Consider the following 19836-nt stretch of genomic DNA (forward strand, 5'->3'; position numbering starts at 1 on the left):
ACGAGTGAGGTACCCCGTGTCCACCACGCCTTCCACCACCCCGCAGTCCCCTGAGACCGGTACGGCCCGCGTCAAGCGCGGCATGGCCGAGCAGCTCAAGGGCGGCGTGATCATGGACGTCGTCAACGCCGAGCAGGCGAAGATCGCCGAGGACGCCGGCGCCGTGGCCGTCATGGCCCTGGAGCGGGTCCCCGCCGACATCCGCAAGGACGGCGGCGTGGCGCGCATGTCGGACCCGAACATGATCGAAGAGATCATCGGCGCCGTGTCCATCCCGGTCATGGCCAAGTCCCGCATCGGCCACTTCGTCGAGGCCCAGGTCCTGCAGTCGCTGGGCGTGGACTACATCGACGAGTCCGAGGTCCTCACCCCGGCCGACGAGGTCAACCACTCCGACAAGTGGGCCTTCACCACCCCGTTCGTGTGTGGCGCCACCAACCTGGGCGAGGCGCTGCGCCGCATCGCCGAGGGCGCGGCCATGATCCGCTCCAAGGGCGAGGCCGGCACCGGCAACGTCGTCGAGGCCGTCCGCCACCTGCGCCAGATCAAGAACGAGATCGCCAAGCTGCGCGGCTTCGACAACAACGAGCTGTTCGCCGCCGCCAAGGAGCTGCGCGCCCCGTACGAGCTCGTCAAGGAGGTCGCCGAGCTCGGCAAGCTGCCGGTCGTGCTGTTCTCCGCCGGCGGTGTGGCCACCCCGGCCGACGCGGCGCTGATGCGCCAGCTCGGCGCCGAGGGCGTCTTCGTCGGCTCCGGCATCTTCAAGTCGGGCGACCCGGCCAAGCGCGCCGCCGCCATCGTGAAGGCCACCACCTTCTACGACGACCCGAAGATCATCGCGGACGCCTCCCGCAACCTGGGCGAGGCCATGGTCGGCATCAACTGCGACACCCTGCCCGAGGCCGAGCGCTACGCGAACCGGGGCTGGTAAGCACCCATGAGCACTCCCGTCATTGGTGTCCTGGCCCTCCAGGGCGACGTACGGGAGCACCTGATCGCCCTGGCCGCGGCAGACGCCGTGGCCAGGCCCGTCAGGCGCCCCGAGGAGCTCGCCGAGATCGACGGCCTGGTCGTTCCCGGTGGCGAGTCCACCACGATCTCCAAGCTCGCCGTCCTGTTCGGCGTCATGGAGCCGCTGCGCGAGCGGATCGCCGCGGGCATGCCCGTCTACGGCACCTGCGCCGGCCTGATCATGCTCGCCGACAAGATCCTCGACCCGCGTTCGGGCCAGGAGACCTTCGGCGGCATCGACATGATCGTGCGCCGCAACGCCTTCGGACGTCAGAACGAGTCCTTCGAGGCGGGCGTCACCGTGGCGGGGATCGACTCTCCCGTCGAGGGCGTCTTCATCCGCGCCCCGTGGGTGGAGTCCGTCGGTGCCGAGGTCGAGGTGCTCGCCGAGCACGACGGCCACATCGTCGCCGTACGGCAGGGCCGTCTCCTGGCGACCTCGTTCCACCCCGAGCTCACCGGCGATCACCGGATCCACGAACTGTTCGTGGACATGGTGCGCGCCGAGCGGTGACCCGATCCTTGTAGGATCTCTGGGGTTCGTTCAGAAATGGGTTACGCGAAGGAGACAGGCAGATGTCCGGCCACTCTAAATGGGCTACGACGAAGCACAAGAAGGCCGTGATCGACGCCAAGCGCGGCAAGCTCTTCGCGAAGCTGATCAAGAACATCGAGGTCGCGGCCCGTACCGGCGGCGCCGACCCCGACGGTAACCCGACGCTGTACGACGCCATCCAGAAGGCCAAGAAGTCGTCCGTTCCCAACAAGAACATCGACTCGGCCGTCAAGCGTGGCGGCGGCCTCGAGGCCGGCGGCGTCGACTACGCCACGATCATGTACGAGGGCTACGGCCCGAACGGTGTCGCGGTGCTCATCGAGTGCCTCACCGACAACCGCAACCGTGCCGCCTCGGACGTGCGCGTCGCCATGACCCGCAACGGCGGCTCCATGGCCGACCCCGGCTCCGTGTCGTACCTGTTCAACCGCAAAGGCGTCGTCGTGCTGCCCAAGGGCGAACTGACCGAGGACGACGTCCTCGGTGCCGTCCTCGACGCGGGCGCCGAGGAGGTCAACGACCTCGGCGAGAGCTTCGAGGTCATCAGCGAGGCCACCGACCTGGTCGCGGTCCGTTCCGCGCTCCAGGAGGCCGGCATCGACTACGACTCGGCCGAGTCCAGCTTCGTCCCGACCATGCAGGTCGAGCTCGACGAGGACGGCGCGCGCAAGATGTTCAAGCTGATCGACGCCCTGGAGGACAGCGACGACGTGCAGAACGTCTTCGCCAACTTCGACGTCAGCGACGAGGTCATGGAGAAGGTCGACGCCTGATCGCGGGCTTTCTCAGCAGCGGGCCGACGGGACACACCCCGTCGGCCCGCTGCGTTGTCGGTGGCAGCCGATAGCCTGCACAAACAGACTTGCGATCAGGGAGGGGCGGGCGTGCGCGTACTCGGGGTGGACCCGGGGCTCACCCGGTGCGGCGTGGGCGTGGTCGAGGGGGTCGCGGGACGCCCGCTGACCATGCTCGGCGTCGGCGTGGTGCGGACGCCCTCGGACGCCGACATCGGACTCCGGCTGGTCGGCATCGAGCGCGGCATCGAGGAGTGGATCGACCGCTTCGACCCCGAACTCGTCGCCGTGGAGCGGGTGTTCAGCCAGCACAACGTGCGCACGGTGATGGGCACCGCCCAGGCCAGCGCCGTCGCGATGCTGTGCGCCGCCCGCCGCGGGATCCCCGTCGCGCTGCACACTCCCAGCGAGGTCAAGGCCGCCGTCACGGGCAGCGGCCGCGCCGACAAGGCCCAGGTGGCGGCCATGGTCACGCGGCTGCTCCGGCTCTCCGCACCGCCCAAGCCCGCCGACGCCGCCGACGCCCTCGCGCTCGCCATCTGCCACATCTGGCGCGCCCCCGCCCAGAACCGCCTCCAGCAGGCCGTCGCCCTGCACGCCTCGAAAGGCCGCACGCCATGATCGCCTTCGTCAGCGGCCCGGTCGCCGCCCTCGCCCCCACGACCGCCGTCATCGAGGTCGGCGGCGTGGGCATGGCCGTCCAGTGCACCCCCGACACGATCGCCGGCCTGCGCGTCGGTGAGCACGCCCGGCTGGCCACCTCCCTGGTCGTCCGCGAGGACTCGCTGACCCTGTACGGCTTCGCCGACGACGACGAGCGGCAGGTCTTCGAGCTGCTCCAGACCGCCAGCGGCGTCGGGCCCCGGCTCGCCCAGGCGATGCTCGGCGTGCACCGCCCCGACGCGCTGCGGCTCGCGTTCTCGACCGGCGACGAGAAGGCGCTGACGGCGGTGCCCGGCATCGGCAAGAAGGGCGCCCAGAAGCTCCTCCTCGAACTGAAGGACAAGCTCGGCGCCCCGCTCGGCAGCAGCGGCCTCGTCGGGCAGCAGCGCGCGGTCGCCACCGGACCCGCCCCCTGGACCGAGCAGCTCTCCGCCGCGCTCATCGGCCTCGGCTACGCGAGCCGCGATGCCGAGGAGGCCGTCGCCGCGGTCACGCCGCAGGCCGAGGCCGCGCTCGCCGAGACCGGCTCCGCGCCCGTCCCGCAGCTGCTGCGCGCCGCCCTGCAGACCCTCAACCGCGCCCGCTGACCGGCCGTACGAACAAGAAGGCAACCACCACCGTGAACTGGGACGACGAGACCGCAGCGGCCGCCGAGGAGCGCATCGTCGGCGCCTCCGCCGAGGGCGACGACCAGGCCGTCGAGGCCGCGCTGCGGCCCAAGGACCTGAGCGAGTTCGTCGGCCAGGAGAAGGTCCGCCAGCAGCTCGACCTGGTCCTGAAGGCGGCCCGGCAGCGCGGCGCCACCGCCGACCACGTGCTGCTCTCCGGCGCCCCCGGCCTCGGCAAGACCACGCTCTCGATGATCATCGCGGCGGAGATGAACGCCCCGATCAGGATCACCAGCGGTCCCGCCATCCAGCACGCCGGCGACCTCGCCGCGATCCTGTCCTCCCTGCAGGAGGGCGAGATCCTCTTCCTCGACGAGATCCACCGGATGTCCCGGCCCGCCGAGGAGATGCTCTACATGGCGATGGAGGACTTCCGCGTCGACGTCATCGTCGGCAAGGGGCCGGGCGCCACCGCCATCCCCCTGGAGCTGCCGCCCTTCACCCTGGTCGGCGCCACCACCCGGGCCGGCCTGCTGCCGCCCCCGCTGCGCGACCGCTTCGGTTTCACCGCGCACATGGAGTTCTACGAGCCGCACGAGCTGGAGCGCGTGGTCCGCCGCTCCGCGGGGCTCCTCGACGTCGAGATCGACCCCGCCGGGGCCGCCGAGATCGCCGGCCGCTCCCGCGGCACCCCCCGCATCGCGAACCGGCTCCTGCGCCGGGTTCGGGACTACGCGCAGGTCAGGGCAGACGGAGTGATCACCCGGGACATCGCCGCGGCCGCCCTCGCGGTGTACGAGGTCGACACCCGCGGCCTCGACCGCCTCGACCGCGCCGTCCTGCAGGCCCTGCTCAAGCTCTTCGGCGGCGGACCGGTCGGTCTGTCCACCCTCGCGGTCGCCGTGGGGGAGGAGCGGGAGACCGTCGAGGAGGTCGCCGAACCCTTCCTCGTACGGGAGGGACTCCTCGCGCGCACGCCCCGTGGCCGGGTCGCCACTCCGGCCGCCTGGACCCACCTCGGACTGGTTCCGCCGCAGGCAGCGGGCCCGGGGGCGGCTGGATCGGGACAACAAGGTCTCTTCGGGGCGTGACGGCGCCCTCCGCGCCGCCCGACGGCGCGGAGACTCGCCCGACCAGGAACCACGGTGCCATGCTGGGCGTTGTTCCATCGATGCGGACTCGCCTAGACTCCGCCGATGCCGCCCTTTCTGGTCGGCGTACCCACCCCCGAAGATCAGGCCGCGGTTCCTCCGCGACCGTGCGAAGGAAACCCGTCCCGTGAACATCGTGACCCTCCTCCCCTTCATCGTCCTCATCGGGGCCATGTTCCTGATGACCCGCTCTGCCAAGAAGAAGCAGGCCCAGGCGGCTCAGATGCGCAACGAGATGCAGCCGGGCACCGGCGTGCGCACCATCGGGGGGATGTACGCCACCGTCAAGGAGATCGGCGACGAGACCGTGCTCCTCGAGGTCGCTCCCGGCGTCCACGCCGTCTACGCCAAGAACGCGATCGGCGCGGTCCTCGAGGACTCCGAGTACAACCGCATCGTCCACGGCGACGACGACAGCGACACCGTCGTCCCGGACGACGCGTCCTCGCTCACCGAGGCCGCCGACGACGCCGACGGTCAGGAGGGGGCGGCCAAGGCCGACCTGACCAAGAAGGACGCCGCCGAGCCGGCCGACTCCGAGGTCGAGAAGAACGGCAAGGCCGACGGGGAGACCGAGGCGAAGTAATCGCCCGGGGCGGAAGCGGAGGCCCACCGGCGTCCGCCGCCCCGGACCGGTTCGACGTCTGCGGGGGCAGGTCCCCACACACACTTCGTGGCCGTCTCGCGCCCACCCGGCGCGCGGCGGTTTGGACAGGGAGAAACGACAGGTGGCAGCACCGAAGAAGGGCCGAAGGCCGGCGGGGGGCCAGAGCCGGCCGGGCCGCGCCCTGGCACTCATTCTGATCGCCATGGTCGCGCTCACCGGCGGCATGTTCTGGTCGGGGCACACCACCCCGCGCCTGGGCATCGACCTCGCCGGTGGCACGTCGATCACGCTCAAGGCGAAGGCGGAGCCCGGACAGGAGTCCGCCGTCAACGAGACCAACATGAACACCGCGGTCGGCATCATCGAGCGCCGTGTCAACGGTCTGGGTGTCTCGGAAGCGGAGGTCCAGACGCAGGGCCGCGAGAACATCATCGTGAACATCCCCAAGGGGACGAACGAGAAGCAGGCCCGCGAGCAGGTCGGTACCACCGCCCAGCTGTACTTCCGGCCGGTCCTGGCCGTCGCCCCGGCCGAGCAGCCCGCGCCGAACCCGAGCGCGACGCCGAGCTCCTCCGCCTCGCCGAAGCCGAAGGCCTCCGGCGCCACCGCGGACAAGGGCAAGGGCGGCACGACCGCCACCCCGTCGGCGAGCGCCTCCACCCAGGGCCGCGCGCTCAGCGAGGCCCTGAAGGCCCCGAGCCCGACGCCGACCTCCTCGTCGTCGCCGAAGGCGTCCACCACGCCGAAGCCGACGCAGTCGGGTGACCCGGCGACCAACGCCCTGCAGCAGAAGTTCGCGGCGCTGAACTGCCTCGACCCGAAGCAGCGCGCCGCCGCCGGCCAGGGCGTCAAGCCGGCCGACCCGATCGTGGCCTGTGGCAAGAACTCGCTCGGCCAGTGGGAGAAGTACCTGCTCGGACCGGCCGAAGTGAACGGCAAGGACGTCGACAACGCCAAGGCCGGCCTGGACCAGCGCACCGGCCAGTGGATCGTGGACATGGAGTTCACGGACGCCGGTTCGAAGAAGTTCCAGTCGATCACCAGCAAGCTGTCGCAGCAGGCCGAGCCGCAGAACCAGTTCGCGATCGTCCTGGACGGCGAGGTCGTCTCGGCGCCCCGCGTGCAGACCACGCTGAGCGCCAGCGCGCAGATCTCCGGCAGCTTCAACCAGCAGTCGGCCCAGGACCTCGGCAACATCCTGTCCTACGGCGCCCTGCCGCTCGCCTTCCAGACCCAGAGCGTCGACACCGTCACCGCCGCCCTCGGTGGCGAGCAGCTCCACGCCGGTCTGATCGCCGGCGCCATCGGCCTGGCCCTGGTCATCCTGTACCTGGTGATCTACTACCGCGGCCTGTCGTTCATCGCGATCCTCAGCCTCGGTGTCTCGGCCCTGCTCACGTACGTGATCATGGCTCTGCTCGGCCCGGCCATCGGCTTCGCGCTCAACCTGCCGGCCGTCTGCGGCGCCATCGTGGCCATCGGCATCACCGCGGACTCGTTCATCGTCTACTTCGAGCGCATCCGCGACGAGATCCGCGAGGGCCGCACCCTGCGTCCGGCCGTCGAGCGCGCCTGGCCGCGGGCCCGGCGCACCATCCTGGTCTCCGACTTCGTGTCGTTCCTCGCCGCCGCGGTGCTCTTCATCGTCACCGTCGGCAAGGTCCAGGGCTTCGCGTTCACGCTCGGTCTGACCACCCTGCTCGACATCGTGGTGGTGTTCCTCTTCACCAAGCCGGTGATGACGCTCCTCGCCCGCACGAAGTTCTTCGGCAACGGTCACAAGTGGTCCGGCCTGGACCCGAAGCGTCTCGGCGCCAAGCCGCCGCTGCGCCGCTCCCGCCGTACGTCCGCCCCCGTAGACCCGAAGGAGGCGTGAGATGTCGAAGCTCGGAGATCTCGGCGCCCGGCTCCACCGAGGTGAGGTCGGCTACGACTTCATCGGCAACCGCAGGATCTGGTACGGCATCTCGATCCTGATCACCATCACGGCGATCGTGGCGCTCGCGGTACGCGGCCTGAACATGGGCATCGAGTTCCAGGGCGGCGCCGTCTTCACCACCCCGAAGACGGAGGTCTCGGTCTCCCAGGCGCAGGAGTACGCGGAAGAGGCCTCCGGCCACGACGCGCTCGTGCAGAAGCTCGGCAGCGGCTCGCTGCGCATCCAGGTCGGCGGTCTCGACACCGGGAAGTCCGACCAGGTCCGCGCGGAGCTCGCCAAGGACCTGAACGTCCCCGAGACGAAGATCGCGGCGGAGCTCGTCGGCCCCAGCTGGGGTGAGCAGATCGCCACCAAGGCCTGGACCGGCCTCGGGATCTTCATGATCCTCGTGGTGATCTACCTCGCCATCGCCTTCGAGTGGCGCATGGCCGTCGCCGCCCTCATCGCCCTGATCCACGACCTCACCATCACCGTCGGCATCTACTCGCTGGTCGGCTTCGAGGTCACGGTCGGCACGGTGATCGGTCTGCTGACCATCCTCGGTTACTCGCTCTACGACACGGTCGTCGTCTTCGACTCCCTCAAGGAGCAGACGAAGGGCATCACCAAGCAGACCCGCTGGACCTACAGCGACATCGCGAACCGCTCGATCAACAGCACCCTGGTCCGTTCGATCAACACCACGGTCGTGGCCCTGCTGCCGGTCGCCGGTCTGCTCTTCATCGGTGGCGGCGTCCTCGGCGCCGGCATGCTGAACGACATCTCGCTGTCGCTGTTCGTGGGTCTCGCCGCCGGTGCGTACTCCTCGATCTTCATCGCCACGCCGCTCGTCGCCGACCTCAAGGAGCGCGAGCCGTCGATGAAGGCCCTGCGCAAGCGCGTCCTGGCCAAGCGGGCAGCCGCGGCCGCCAAGGGCGAGCCGGCCGACGGCTTCGCGGACGAGGCCTCGGACGGCGGCGCCGAGCCGGCCGTCGTCGGCCCGCGCGGCCGCCGCGGCCGCTCCTCGGAGCGCCGCGGATGACCGCGGCGACGCCGGACGCGGCGGATCTGCTCCTCAGCCGCATCCGCGACGTCCCCGACTACCCGAAGCCGGGGGTGCTGTTCAAGGACATCACCCCGCTGCTCGCGGATCCGGAGGCGTTCACCGCGCTCACCGACGCCCTCGCGGCGCTCTGCGCGGAGCACGGCGCCACGAAGATCGTCGGCCTGGAGGCCCGCGGCTTCATCCTGGCGGCCCCGGTGGCCGTCCGCGCCGGGCTCGGCTTCATCCCGGTCCGCAAGGCCGGGAAGCTGCCCGGGGCCACCCTCCGGCAGGCGTACGCGCTGGAGTACGGCACCGCCGAGATCGAGGTGCACGCCGAGGACCTGGCCGCGGGCGACCGCGTCATGGTCATCGACGACGTCCTCGCCACCGGCGGCACGGCCGAGGCCTCGATCGAGCTCATCCGGCGCGCCGGAGCCGAGGTCGCCGGCGTCGCGGTCCTCATGGAGCTGGGCTTCCTGCCGGGCCGTGCCCGCCTGGAGCCCGTCCTGGACGGCGCACCGCTCACCGCGCTGATCAGCGTCTGACGCGGGGATTCCCGCGAGAGGGGCGGCCCGGGGAATTCCCCGGGCCGCCCCCGTCGTTTTTCGGACACAGCCCGGAAGCGGGTCCCGGCGAAGCGCAGAGGGCGTCCCGGCGCCGTCTCAGCCCCCAGGCGCGTGAGCGCAGGCGCTTCCAGGTCGATACGATGGCCTTTCCGGGCCTGACCGGGGGACCCGGAAACTCCCCCAGACCCCGTCCGGGGGTACCGCCAGAGGAGCGCTCTTGCCAGACGAGGCCCAGCCACTCTCCGCCGCGCAGCCCGAGCAGCAGGCCGACCCGGCCGCGCAGCAGGCCGCCGCGCCCCAGAACCCGCCCGCGGAGACCACGGCCCGGCCCGCGTCCCCCGCACCGGCCCCGTCCGCCCGGCCCACGCCGGCCCCGTCCGCCCGCTCGGGCGGCTCCTCCAGCCGGGTCCGTGCCCGGCTCGCCCGCCTCGGCGTCCAGCGCTCCTCCCCGTACAACCCGGTCCTCGAACCGCTGCTGCGGATCGTCCGCTCCAACGACCCGAAGATCGAGACGGCCACCCTGCGCCAGATCGAGCGGGCCTACCAGGTCGCCGAGCGCTGGCACCGCGGCCAGAAGCGCAAGAGCGGCGACCCGTACATCACGCACCCGCTGGCGGTCACCACCATCCTCGCCGAGCTCGGCATGGACCCGGCGACCCTGATGGCCGGACTGCTCCACGACACCGTCGAGGACACCGAATACGGCCTGGAGGACCTGCGCCGCGACTTCGGCGACCAGGTCACGCTCCTCGTCGACGGCGTCACCAAGCTCGACAAGGTCCGGTTCGGCGAGGCCGCGCAGGCCGAGACCGTCCGCAAGATGGTCGTCGCGATGGCCAAGGACCCCCGGGTCCTCGTCATCAAGCTCGCCGACCGCCTGCACAACATGCGCACGATGCGCTACCTCAAGCGGGAGAAGCAGGAGAAGAAGGCCCGCGAGACCCTCGAGATCTACGCCCCGCTGGCACACCGGCTGGGCATGAACACCATCAAGTGGGAGCTGGAGGACCTCGCCTTCGCGATCCTCTACCCCAAGATGTACGACGAGATCGTCCGCCTCGTCGCCGAGCGGGCCCCGAAGCGCGACGAGTACCTGGCCATAGTGACCGACGAGGTCCAGACGGACCTGCGGGCCGCCCGCATCAAGGCCACCGTCACCGGCCGGCCGAAGCACTACTACAGCGTCTACCAGAAGATGATCGTCCGCGGCCGGGACTTCGCGGAGATCTACGACCTGGTCGGCATCCGCGTGCTCGTGGACACCGTCCGCGACTGCTACGCGGCCCTCGGCACCGTCCACGCGCGATGGAACCCGGTCCCCGGCCGGTTCAAGGACTACATCGCGATGCCGAAGTTCAACATGTACCAGTCGCTGCACACGACGGTCATCGGACCCAACGGCAAGCCGGTCGAGCTGCAGATCCGCACCTTCGACATGCACCGGCGCGCCGAGTACGGCATCGCCGCGCACTGGAAGTACAAGCAGGAGGCCGTCGCCGGTGCCTCCAAGGTGCGCACCGACATGCCGAGGCACACCGGCAAGGACGACCACCTCAACGACATGGCGTGGCTGCGCCAGCTGCTCGACTGGCAGAAGGAGACCGAGGACCCGGGCGAGTTCCTGGAGTCCCTGCGCTTCGACCTGTCGCGCAACGAGGTCTTCGTCTTCACCCCCAAGGGCGACGTCATCGCGCTGCCCGCCGGCGCCACCCCCGTGGACTTCTCCTACGCCGTCCACACCGAGGTCGGCCACCGGACGATAGGCGCCCGCGTCAACGGCCGCCTGGTGCCCCTGGAGTCCACCCTCGACAACGGCGACCTGGTGGAGGTCTTCACCTCCAAGGCCGCCGGCGCCGGACCCTCCCGGGACTGGCTGGGCTTCGTCAAGTCGCCGCGCGCCCGCAACAAGATCCGCGCCTGGTTCTCCAAGGAGCGCCGCGACGAGGCCATCGAGCAGGGCAAGGACGCCATCGCGCGGGCCATGCGCAAGCAGAACCTGCCGATCCAGCGCATCCTCACCGGCGACTCGCTGGTCACCCTCGCCCACGAGATGCGCTACAGCGACATCTCCTCGCTGTACGCGGCGATCGGCGAGGGCCATGTCACCGCCCAGTCCATCGTCCAGAAGCTGGTCCAGGCGCTCGGCGGCGAGGAGGCGGCCACCGAGGACATCGCCGAGACCGCGCCGCCGTCCCGCGGGCGCTCCAAGCGGCGCTCCAGCGCCGACCCGGGCGTGGTCGTCAAGGGCGTCGACGACGTGTGGGTGAAGCTGGCCCGCTGCTGCACCCCGGTGCCCGGCGACCCGATCATCGGCTTCGTCACCCGCGGCAGCGGCGTGTCCGTGCACCGCAGCGACTGCGTCAACGTCGACTCGCTGTCCCGGGAGCCCGAGCGGATCCTGGAGGTCGAGTGGGCGCCCACCCAGTCCTCGGTCTTCCTGGTCGCCATCCAGGTCGAAGCCCTGGACCGGTCCCGGCTGCTCTCCGACGTCACCCGGGTCCTGTCGGACCAGCACGTCAACATCCTGTCGGCGGCCGTCCAGACCTCCCGCGACCGGGTGGCCACCTCCCGCTTCACCTTCGAGATGGGCGACCCGAAGCACCTGGGGCACGTCCTGAAGGCGGTCCGGGGCGTGGAGGGCGTGTACGACGTGTACCGCGTCACCAGCGCCCGCAGGCCGTAGCCAGCAGAGCGCCGTCGCGGCCACGAGGGCCGCGACGACCGCACGAGAAGGGCCCCCGGCACGCTGCCGGGGGCCCTTCTCGTACCTCGCCTACGGCATCAGCCGCCGAACTCGTGCAGACCCTTCAGGGCCTGGTCGAGCAGCGCCTGACGCCCCTCGAGCTCCTTGGAGAGCTTGTCGGCCTTGGCGTCGTTGCCCGCGGCACGGGCGGCGTCGATCTGCTTGCGCAGCTTGTCGACGGCGTCCTGGAGCTGGCCCGTGAGGCCCGCGGCGCGGGCCCGCGCCTCGGGGTTGGTGCGGCGCCACTCGGCCTCCTCGGCCTCCTGGATCGCCCGCTCCACCGCGTGCATCCGGCCCTCGACCTTGGGGCGGGCGTCGCGCGGCACGTGGCCGATGGCCTCCCAGCGCTCGTTGATGGAGCGGAAGGCCGCACGGGCCGCCTTCAGGTCCGTCACGGGCACCAGCTTCTCGGCCTCGGTGGCGAGCTCCTCCTTCAGCTTGAGGTTCTCGCCCTGCTCGGCGTCACGCTCCGCGAAGACCTCGCCGCGGGCCGCGAAGAAGACGTCCTGGGCGCCCCGGAAGCGGTTCCACAGGTCGTCCTCGTGCTCGCGCTGGGCGCGGCCCGCCGCCTTCCAGTCCGCCATCAGCTCGCGGTAGCGGGCGGCCGTCGCTCCCCAGTCGCTGGAGCCGGACAGCGCCTCGGCCTCGGCGACCAGCTTCTCCTTGATCTTGCGGGCGTCCTCGCGCTGCGCGTCGAGTGCCGCGAAGTGGGCCTTGCGGCGCTTGGAGAACGCCGAGCGGGCGTGCGAGAAGCGGTGCCACAGCTCGTCGTCGGACTTGCGGTCGAGGCGCGGCAGACCCTTCCAGGTGTCCACGAGAGCCCGCAGCCGCTCGCCCGCGGCGCGCCACTGCTCGCTCTGCGCCAGCTCCTCGGCCTCGGTGACCAGGGCCTCCTTGGCGGAACGGGCCTCGTCGGCCTGCTTCGCCTTCTGGATCTTGCGCTCCTCGCGGCGGGACTCCACCGTCTCGGTCAGCTTGTCGAGCCGGGTCGCCAGCGCGGCCAGGTCGCCCACCGCGTGGTGCTCCGCGACCTGCTGACGGATGTGCTCGATGGCCGTCATGGCGTCCTTGGCGGAGAGGTCGGTCGTCCTCACCCGCTTCTCGAGGAGGCCGATCTCGACCACCAGGCCCTCGTACTTGCGCTCGAAGTAGGCCAGCGCCTCCTCGGGGCTGCCGGCCTGCCACGATCCGACGACCTGCTCGCCCTCGGCCGTACGCACGTACACGGTGCCCGTCTCGTCGACGCGGCCCCACGGGTCGCTGCTCACAGCGCCTCCTCACCATGATGCCGTCGCGGGGGCCCTGCCCCCTGGCATCGTCCACGGTTTCCCGGCGGGCCTCGCCCGCCCTCCACAGCACGGCCGACGGCCTGCGCTGCACAACGCCAATCTAGGCGAACGGCGGCCCGGCTGTCCGCACTCGGCCCGACCGAAATTCAACGGTCGTGCGCGGGTGCGGTCCCCGGGCCGCCGACGCCGCTACTTCTTGGAGACGGTCGCCTTCTCGATCGTGACGGCCTTCTGCGGCGCGCCGTCGCCCGAACCGCCCGCGACACCGGCCTTGGCGACCTCCTCGACGACCTTGACGCCTGCCGCGTCGAAGGTGCCGAACGGGGTGTAGTTCGGCGGGAGCTTGGTGTCCTTGTAGACCAGGAAGAACTGGCTGCCGCCGGTGCCCGGGCCGGCGTTCGCCATGGCCACGGTGCCCTTCGGGAAGGTCACGGTGCCGTCCGCGCCGGCCTTGCCGAGCCCGGTCAGGTTCTCGTCCGGGATGGAGTAGCCCGGGCCGCCGGTGCCGTCGCCCTTCGGGTCGCCGCACTGGAGCACGTAGATGCCCGAGGTGGTGAGGCGGTGGCACTTGGTCCCGTCGAAGTACTTCTTGTCGGCGAGGTGCTTGAAGGAGTTCACGGTGTGCGGGGCCTTGGCCGCGTCCATCGTGATCGTGATGTCGCCGACGCCGGTCTTGAGGGCCATGGTGTAGCCGGCCTTCCTGTCGATCGACATCGCCGGCTCGGGCTGCGCCTTCGTCGGCGCGGCGCTCGGCGTGTTCGTCGGCTCGGAGGCGACGTTGTCCGAGCCCTTCTTGTCGTCGTCGGTCAGCGCCACCGACGCCCACACGGCGCCGCCCGCGGCGAGCACCACGGCGAGGGTCGAGGCGATGACGGTGTTCCGCCGCGACCTGCGCCGCGCCTCCTCACGCCGCTGCTGCTGCCGCTGGTACTTGTCCCTGGCGAGCTGCCGCCGCCGCTGATCGCTGCTGACCACCGGGTCCGCTCCTTGTCGATCGTGTGTTCTGTCCTGGCCGGGTGTGCCCGTACCGTATACGGGTTGGCTGTGGAATACGCACCGCCGGTAGGCTCTGATCTGCTGCATTCCGCATCGCCGCAGCCGACTGCCGGACGAGACAAGAGGAAGATCGTGCTGATTGCCGGGTTCCCCGCCGGGGCCTGGGGCACCAACTGTTACGTGGTCGCCCCCGCCGCAGGCGAGGAGTGCGTCATCATCGACCCGGGCCACCAGGCCGCGCAGGGTGTCGAGGAGACGCTGAAGAAGCATCGGCTCAAGCCCGTGGCGGTGGTCCTCACCCATGGGCACATCGACCACGTCGCCTCCGTCGTCCCGGTCTGCGGCGCCCATGACGTACCCGCGTGGATCCACCCCGCCGACCGGTACATGATGAGCGACCCGGAGAAGGCCCTCGGCCGCTCCATCGGGATGCCCCTCATGGGCGAGCTGACCGTGGGCGAGCCCGACGACGTGCACGAGCTCACCGACGGTGCCGCACTGAAGCTCGCCGGTCTGGACTTCTCCGTCGCGCATGCGCCCGGCCATACCAAGGGGTCGGTGACCTTCAGGACGCCGGAGACCACGGAGGTCCCCTCCGTGTTCTTCTCCGGCGACCTGCTGTTCGCCGGCTCCGTCGGACGCACCGACCTGCCCGGCGGTGACATGGACGAGATGCTGGAGTCGCTGGCGCGCGTGTGCCTGCCGCTCGACAACTCGACCGTGGTGCTGTCGGGGCACGGTCCCCAGACGACCATCGGCCAGGAGCGCGCCACCAACCCGTATCTGCGGCAGGTGGCGGCGGTCCGGCAAGGGAGCAGTGCTTTCCAGGCTCCCCGACGAGGAATGTGACGAGAATCCACGTGAGCACCTTCAAGGCCCCCAAGGGCACGTACGACCTGACCCCGCCGCGCTCGGCGAAGTTCCTCGCGGTGCGCGACACGATCGCCACCCAGGTGAGGAACGCCGGCTACGGGTACGTCGAGACGCCCGGTTTCGAGGACGTCGGCCTCTTCTCCCGCGGTGTCGGCGAGTCCACCGACATCGTGACCAAGGAGATGTACACCCTGACGACGAAGGGCGGCGAGGTCCTCGCCCTGCGTCCGGAGGGCACCGCCTCCGTGCTGCGCGCGGCCCTGGAGGCCAACCTGCACAAGCAGGGCAACCTTCCGGTCAAGCTCTGGTACTCGGGCTCGTACTACCGCTACGAGCGCCAGCAGGCGGGCCGCTACCGCCACTTCTCCCAGGTCGGTGCCGAGGCCATCGGCGCCGAGGACCCCGCGCTGGACGCCGAGCTGATCATCCTGGCCGACCAGGCCTACCGCGCGCTCGGCCTGCGCGACTACCGCATCCTGCTGAACTCCCTGGGCGACAAGGAGTGCCGCCCCGTCTACCGCGAGGCCCTGCAGGCCTTCCTGCGCGGTCTCGACCTGGACGAGGAGACCCTGCGCCGCGCCGAGATCAACCCGCTGCGCGTGCTCGACGACAAGCGCGAGTCGGTCCAGAAGCAGCTGGCCGACGCCCCGCTGCTGCGCGACTACCTGTGCGACGCGTGCAAGGCGTACCACGAGGAGGTGCGCGCGCTGATCACCGCGGCGGGCGTGGTCTTCGAGGACGACGCCAAGCTGGTGCGCGGCCTGGACTACTACACCCGGACCACCTTCGAGTTCGTCCACGGCGGTCTGGGCTCGCAGTCGGCGGTCGGCGGCGGCGGTCGCTACGACGGCCTCTCCGAGATGATCGGCGGCCCAGCGCTCCCGTCGGTGGGCTGGGCGCTCGGCGTGGACCGCACGGTCCTGGCGCTGGAGGCCGAGGGCATCGAGCTGGACCTCCCGGCCACCACCAGCGTCTTCGCCGTGGCGCTCGGCGAGGAGGCGCGCCGGATCCTCTTCGGCAAGATCACCGAGCTCCGCAGGGAGGGCGTCGCCGCGGACTTCTCCTTCGGCGGCAAGGGCCTCAAGGGCTCGATGAAGGACGCCAACCGCTCCGGCGCCCGCCTCGCCGTCGTCGCCGGCGAGCGCGACCTCGCCGAGGGCGTCGTCCAGCTCAAGGACATGGAGTCCGGCGAGCAGCAGCCGGTCGCCCTGGACGCCCTGGTGGAGACGGTGAAGGCGAAGCTCGCCTGACCCGAACCGTGACGCTGTGACAGGGGCCCGGCCCACGGACGACGTGGACCGGGCCCCTCTTACGGCCACCGAACACCGCCCGCGCCGGCCAGTGCGGCACAATGACCGTGCACCGGACAGCCGAACGAGGAAGCGCCACATGAGCCGAGCAACCGCCGAGGACGTCTCCGCCGCACGGAGCGACGCCTCCACCATCGGCGCGGGCAAGGCCTTCGCCTGGCTTCTGGTGATCACCGGGGCCGCCGGACTGCTGGCCTCCTGGGTGATCACGCTCGACAAGTTCAAGCTCCTCGAGGACCCGAACTTCACGCCCGGCTGCAGCCTGAACCCGATCGTGTCCTGCGGCAGTGTGATGAAGAGCGAGCAGGCCTCGGCCTTCGGCTTCCCGAACCCGATGCTCGGCCTGGTCACCTACGCCGTGGTGATCGCCATCGGCGTCGGGCTGCTCGCGGGAGCCCGCTACCGCCGCTGGTACTGGCTCGGCCTCAACGCCGGCACCCTCTTCGGCGTCGGTTTCTGCACCTGGCTCATGACCCAGTCGCTGTACGAGATCAACGCCCTGTGCCTGTGGTGCTGCCTCGCCTGGGTCGCCACCATCGTCATGTTCTGGTACACGACCTCGCACAACGTCCGCCACGGGGTGATCCGCGCGCCGGGCGGCGTGCGCACCTTCTTCGACGAGTTCACCTGGGTCCTGCCGGTCCTGCACATCGGCATCATCGGCATGCTGATCCTGACCCGCTGGTGGGACTTCTGGACCAGCTGAGCCCGGCGCCGGTCCCGGACCGGACTGTCAGTGCTCTCGCTTAGGCTTCATGACCGTGGAGCCCGACCTCTTTACCGCAGCCGCCGAAGAACGCCAGGAGAAGGATCCGGCCAGCAGTCCGCTGGCCGTCCGGATGCGTCCGCGCACCCTCGACGAGGTGGTGGGGCAGGGCCATCTGCTCAAGCCCGGCTCGCCGCTGCGCAGACTGGTCGCCGGCGGCGAGGGACCGGCGGGTGCCTCCTCCGTGATCCTCTGGGGCCCGCCCGGCATCGGCAAGACGACCCTCGCGTACGTGGTCTCGAAGGCCACCGACAAGCGCTTCGTCGAGCTCTCCGCGATCACCGCGGGCGTCAAGGAGGTCCGCGCCGTCATCGACGGGGCCCGGCGGGCCGTCGGCGGCTACGGCAAGGAGACCGTCCTCTTCCTCGACGAGATCCACCGCTTCTCCAAGGCCCAGCAGGACTCGCTGCTCCCGGCCGTGGAGAACCGCTGGGTGACGCTGATCGCCGCCACCACGGAGAACCCGTACTTCTCGGTGATCTCCCCGCTGCTCTCCCGCTCGCTGCTGCTCACGCTGGAGCCGCTCACCGACGACGACCTGCGGGGACTGCTGCACCGTGCCCTCGAAGAGGAGCGCGGGCTCGGCGGGGCGGTCACCCTGCCCGAGGACGCGGAGGCCCATCTGCTGCGGATCGCCGGCGGCGACGCCCGGCGGGCCCTGACGGCCCTGGAGGCGGCCGCGGGAGCCGCGATCGCCAAGGGGGAGCCGGAGATCAGCCTGGAGACGGTCGAGGAGACCGTCGACCGGGCGGCGGTGAAGTACGACCGGGACGGCGACCAGCACTACGACGTGGCGAGCGCCCTCATCAAGTCGATCCGCGGCTCGGACGTGGACGCGGCGCTGCACTACCTGGCCCGGATGATCGAGGCGGGGGAGGACCCGCGGTTCATCGCCCGCCGCCTGATGATCTCGGCGAGCGAGGACATCGGCCTCGCCGACCCGAGCGCCCTCCCGCTCGCCGTGGCCGCCGCCCAGGCCGTCGCGATGATCGGCTTCCCGGAGGCGGCGCTGACCCTGAGCCACGCCACGATCGCCCTGGCCCTGGCCCCGAAGTCCAACGCCGCGACGAACGCGATCTTCGCCGCGCGGGCCGACGTCCGCAACGGCCTCGCGGGCCCGGTCCCGGCGCATCTGCGCGACGGACACTACAAGGGCGCCGCCAAGCTCGGCCACGCCCAGGGCTACGTGTATCCGCACGACGTGCCGGGCGCGATCGCGCCGCAGCAGTACGCGCCGGACGCCGTGCACGGCAAGCGGTACTACGAACCCACCCGCTACGGAGCGGAGGCCCGCTACGCGGACGTGGTGGAGAAGGTCCGCGAACGCCTCAAGGGCGAGGGCGGCTGACGGGCTCGCCGCCGGAGAGGACGGCGGTGCAGGAACCGCCGGCGACCTGCCCGTGAGCGCTCAGGCGCGGGCGGCCTCGAACAGGCGGTGCATCTCACGGCGCAGTCCGGCGAGGTCGCGGACCGGCCGCGGGAAGTCGAAGCGCGCGTCGAAGCAGTGGTCGGGTCCGGCGCTGAAGCGCACGCGCAGCCCGAAGCGGTCGAGGGCCAGCGGGGCCACGTCGCGCGTGGGGACGATCGCGGCGGCGTGGCGGCCGAGCAGCGCGGTCAGCTCACGCAGCCGGTCGCCGTGGGCGGCGTGCAGATGCTGGAGGACCTCGGTCTCGTGCGGGTGCGCCGGGTCGGGGGAGGCCGCCGAGAAGTCCTCCGGGTCCACCGTGCCGCTGCCCCACAGGTCGTCGACGTCGGCGGCGCCGACCTCCAGGCGCAGCATCATCCGCCCGGGTTCGGCGAGTCCGGGCAGGCAGGTGAGCCAGCCGGAGACCCAGGCGCGGCCCCGGATGCGGTGGGGGACCGAGACGGGGGCGACGTCGGTGAGTTCGAGCACCACCGGCAGCTCGTCGTCCTGGGCGTGGGTGGCGGCCCGGACGGGGGGTGCGTCGGCCTTGTACAGCAGGAGGATCTCTCCGTCGGGGCCGACCGTGCGGGCCTCGGGGGAGAGCTGCTCGGGGCGGTGCCCCTCGACCCCGGGAATCAGCAGCACCGCGGAGCATGTACTCTGTACGAGAGTTCGTGTGCGCTCGGCTGCTGACGGCATCCGCGCGATTTCAAGCCCGTTTGGACGCGGCTGACCATGAGCTGATCGGACCTCCGTCACATCGATGCCGTCTGAGGCATCCCTTTCGGGATGTGTGGGCGAAGAAGCATCGTTCTTTGTGCTGCCGTCCGTGATGCGCTTGGTGTTCCCCGGGCGAGACATGCGATCTCCTTGAGTAAGGTGAGCCTAACCTAACCTACAACGGAGGTCTGGAGAACGTGCCTAACCAGTCGCGTCCCAAGGTCAAGAAGTCCCGTGCGCTCGGTATCGCGCTGACGCCGAAGGCCGTCAAGTACTTCGAGGCCCGCCCCTACCCGCCGGGCGAGCACGGCCGTGGCCGCAAGCAGAACTCGGACTACAAGGTCCGTCTGCTCGAGAAGCAGCGTCTGCGCGCCCAGTACGACATCAGCGAGCGCCAGATGGCGCGCGCCTACGACCGCGCCAAGAAGGCCGAGGGCAAGACGGGCGAGGCGCTGGTCGTCGAGCTCGAGCGTCGCCTCGACGCCCTGGTCCTGCGTTCGGGCATCGCCCGCACCATCTACCAGGCCCGTCAGATGGTCGTCCACGGCCACATCCAGGTCAACGGCCAGAAGGTCGACAAGCCGTCCTTCCGCGTCCGTCCCGACGACGTCGTGATGGTCCGCGAGAAGTCCCGCGCCAAGACCCTCTTCCAGGTCGCCCGCGAGGGTGGCTTCGCCCCCGACGGCGAGACCCCGCGTTACCTGCAGGTCAACCTGAAGGCCCTGGCCTTCCGCCTCGACCGCGACCCGAACCGCAAGGAGATCCCGGTCATCTGCGACGAGCAGCTGGTCGTCGAGTACTACGCCCGTTGATCC

Annotated in this window: 19 protein-coding genes; 16 read left to right on the forward strand and 3 right to left on the reverse strand. The window is 70.8% G+C overall.

Annotated elements, in window-relative coordinates; translation table 11 throughout:
• Positions 1-16: 16 nt before the first annotated feature.
• The 11 genes from pdxS (at position 17) to ACGF1Z_RS28220 (ending at position 11602) form a co-directional block, all read left to right on the forward strand.
• Positions 17-931: a pyridoxal 5'-phosphate synthase lyase subunit PdxS gene (pdxS, locus tag ACGF1Z_RS28170; RefSeq protein WP_393008728.1), complete on the forward strand. Its 915-nt coding sequence runs from the start codon at positions 17-19 to the stop codon at positions 929-931.
• A 6-nt stretch (positions 932-937) separates the two neighbouring features.
• On the forward strand, positions 938-1525 hold the full coding sequence (gene pdxT, locus ACGF1Z_RS28175) for a pyridoxal 5'-phosphate synthase glutaminase subunit PdxT (RefSeq protein WP_393008730.1): 588 nt from the start codon (positions 938-940) through the stop codon (positions 1523-1525).
• A 62-nt stretch (positions 1526-1587) separates the two neighbouring features.
• Complete coding sequence (locus ACGF1Z_RS28180) at positions 1588-2340, forward strand: YebC/PmpR family DNA-binding transcriptional regulator (protein ID WP_393008732.1); 753 nt, start codon at positions 1588-1590, stop codon at positions 2338-2340.
• 111 nt (positions 2341-2451) lie between these two features.
• Entirely contained in the window at positions 2452-2982 is a 531-nt protein-coding gene (gene ruvC, locus ACGF1Z_RS28185) for a crossover junction endodeoxyribonuclease RuvC (RefSeq protein WP_393008734.1), read from the forward strand.
• Positions 2979-3611, forward strand: a complete 633-nt coding sequence (ruvA, locus tag ACGF1Z_RS28190) for a Holliday junction branch migration protein RuvA (protein ID WP_393008736.1) — start codon at positions 2979-2981, stop codon at positions 3609-3611. The genes ruvC and ruvA overlap by 4 nt, the downstream gene beginning before the upstream one ends.
• A gap of 32 nt (positions 3612-3643) precedes the next feature.
• Positions 3644-4723, forward strand: coding sequence for a Holliday junction branch migration DNA helicase RuvB (gene ruvB, locus ACGF1Z_RS28195; RefSeq protein ID WP_393008738.1), 1080 nt, complete (start codon positions 3644-3646; stop codon positions 4721-4723).
• A 187-nt stretch (positions 4724-4910) separates the two neighbouring features.
• The gene (gene yajC / locus ACGF1Z_RS28200; protein ID WP_393008740.1) at positions 4911-5369 is read left to right on the forward strand and encodes a preprotein translocase subunit YajC; all 459 of its coding nucleotides are present in this window, start codon (positions 4911-4913) and stop codon (positions 5367-5369) included.
• Positions 5370-5511: 142 nt separating this feature from the next.
• Positions 5512-7266 carry a protein translocase subunit SecD gene (gene secD / locus ACGF1Z_RS28205; protein ID WP_393008742.1) on the forward strand — a complete coding sequence of 585 codons (1755 nt, stop codon included), beginning with the start codon at positions 5512-5514 and terminating at the stop codon, positions 7264-7266.
• A gap of 1 nt (position 7267) precedes the next feature.
• Complete coding sequence (gene secF, locus ACGF1Z_RS28210; protein WP_393008744.1) at positions 7268-8350, forward strand: protein translocase subunit SecF; 1083 nt, start codon at positions 7268-7270, stop codon at positions 8348-8350.
• Positions 8347-8898 carry an adenine phosphoribosyltransferase gene (locus ACGF1Z_RS28215; RefSeq protein ID WP_393008746.1) on the forward strand — a complete coding sequence of 184 codons (552 nt, stop codon included), beginning with the start codon at positions 8347-8349 and terminating at the stop codon, positions 8896-8898. Before secF ends, ACGF1Z_RS28215 begins: the two co-directional genes overlap by 4 nt.
• 238 nt (positions 8899-9136) lie before the next feature.
• Positions 9137-11602: a RelA/SpoT family protein gene (locus tag ACGF1Z_RS28220; protein ID WP_393008748.1), complete on the forward strand. Its 2466-nt coding sequence runs from the start codon at positions 9137-9139 to the stop codon at positions 11600-11602.
• A gap of 98 nt (positions 11603-11700) precedes the next feature.
• Here ACGF1Z_RS28220 and ACGF1Z_RS28225 read toward each other — a convergent pair whose 3' ends face one another.
• Positions 11701-12930, reverse strand: a complete 1230-nt coding sequence (locus ACGF1Z_RS28225) for a DUF349 domain-containing protein (protein ID WP_393008750.1) — start codon at positions 12928-12930, stop codon at positions 11701-11703.
• A gap of 210 nt (positions 12931-13140) precedes the next feature.
• Entirely contained in the window at positions 13141-13926 is a 786-nt protein-coding gene (locus tag ACGF1Z_RS28230; RefSeq protein ID WP_393008752.1) for a peptidylprolyl isomerase, read from the reverse strand.
• Positions 13927-14079: 153 nt separating this feature from the next.
• Here ACGF1Z_RS28230 and ACGF1Z_RS28235 point away from each other — a divergent pair, with 153 nt between their 5' ends.
• The 4 genes from ACGF1Z_RS28235 to ACGF1Z_RS28250 all read left to right on the forward strand — a co-directional run bounded on the left by ACGF1Z_RS28235 (position 14080) and on the right by ACGF1Z_RS28250 (position 18244).
• A complete protein-coding gene (locus ACGF1Z_RS28235) occupies positions 14080-14796 on the forward strand; it encodes an MBL fold metallo-hydrolase (RefSeq protein ID WP_393008754.1) in 717 nt (238 codons plus the stop codon).
• Positions 14797-14807: 11 nt separating this feature from the next.
• Positions 14808-16070, forward strand: coding sequence for a histidine--tRNA ligase (gene hisS, locus ACGF1Z_RS28240; protein WP_393008756.1), 1263 nt, complete (start codon positions 14808-14810; stop codon positions 16068-16070).
• A gap of 139 nt (positions 16071-16209) precedes the next feature.
• Positions 16210-16836 carry a vitamin K epoxide reductase family protein gene (locus ACGF1Z_RS28245; RefSeq protein ID WP_393008758.1) on the forward strand — a complete coding sequence of 209 codons (627 nt, stop codon included), beginning with the start codon at positions 16210-16212 and terminating at the stop codon, positions 16834-16836.
• Between the two features lie 55 nt (positions 16837-16891).
• On the forward strand, positions 16892-18244 hold the full coding sequence (locus tag ACGF1Z_RS28250) for a replication-associated recombination protein A (protein ID WP_393008939.1): 1353 nt from the start codon (positions 16892-16894) through the stop codon (positions 18242-18244).
• Between the two features lie 60 nt (positions 18245-18304).
• On the opposite strand, the gene ACGF1Z_RS28255 is transcribed toward ACGF1Z_RS28250, so the two are convergent.
• Entirely contained in the window at positions 18305-19000 is a 696-nt protein-coding gene (locus tag ACGF1Z_RS28255) for a DUF2470 domain-containing protein (protein WP_393008940.1), read from the reverse strand.
• A gap of 218 nt (positions 19001-19218) precedes the next feature.
• Between ACGF1Z_RS28255 and rpsD the strand changes: the two genes are divergently transcribed.
• Positions 19219-19833 (forward strand): 30S ribosomal protein S4, encoded by a 615-nt coding sequence (gene rpsD, locus ACGF1Z_RS28260; protein WP_128976412.1) that lies wholly within the window; start codon positions 19219-19221, stop codon positions 19831-19833.
• The last annotated feature ends 3 nt before the right edge of the window (positions 19834-19836 follow it).

It is taken from the genome of Streptomyces sp. NPDC048018, from assembly GCF_043202995.1.
In the GTDB taxonomy this organism is placed as follows: Bacteria; Actinomycetota; Actinomycetes; order Streptomycetales; family Streptomycetaceae; genus Streptomyces.

What these genes read in the sequence shown, in the direction of transcription:
- ACGF1Z_RS28245 (WP_393008758.1), top strand. Translation starts at nt 16,210, where the DNA reads ATGAGCCGAGCAACCGCCGAGGACGTCTCCGCCGCACGGAGCGACGCC.
- ruvA (WP_393008736.1), top strand. Translation starts at nt 2,979, where the DNA reads ATGATCGCCTTCGTCAGCGGCCCGGTCGCCGCCCTCGCCCCCACGACC.
- ACGF1Z_RS28180 (WP_393008732.1), top strand. Translation starts at nt 1,588, where the DNA reads ATGTCCGGCCACTCTAAATGGGCTACGACGAAGCACAAGAAGGCCGTG.
- pdxT (WP_393008730.1), top strand. Translation starts at nt 938, where the DNA reads ATGAGCACTCCCGTCATTGGTGTCCTGGCCCTCCAGGGCGACGTACGG.
- ACGF1Z_RS28255 (WP_393008940.1), bottom strand. Translation starts at nt 19,000, where the DNA reads ATGCCGTCAGCAGCCGAGCGCACACGAACTCTCGTACAGAGTACATGC.
- secF (WP_393008744.1), top strand. Translation starts at nt 7,268, where the DNA reads ATGTCGAAGCTCGGAGATCTCGGCGCCCGGCTCCACCGAGGTGAGGTC.
- ACGF1Z_RS28215 (WP_393008746.1), top strand. Translation starts at nt 8,347, where the DNA reads ATGACCGCGGCGACGCCGGACGCGGCGGATCTGCTCCTCAGCCGCATC.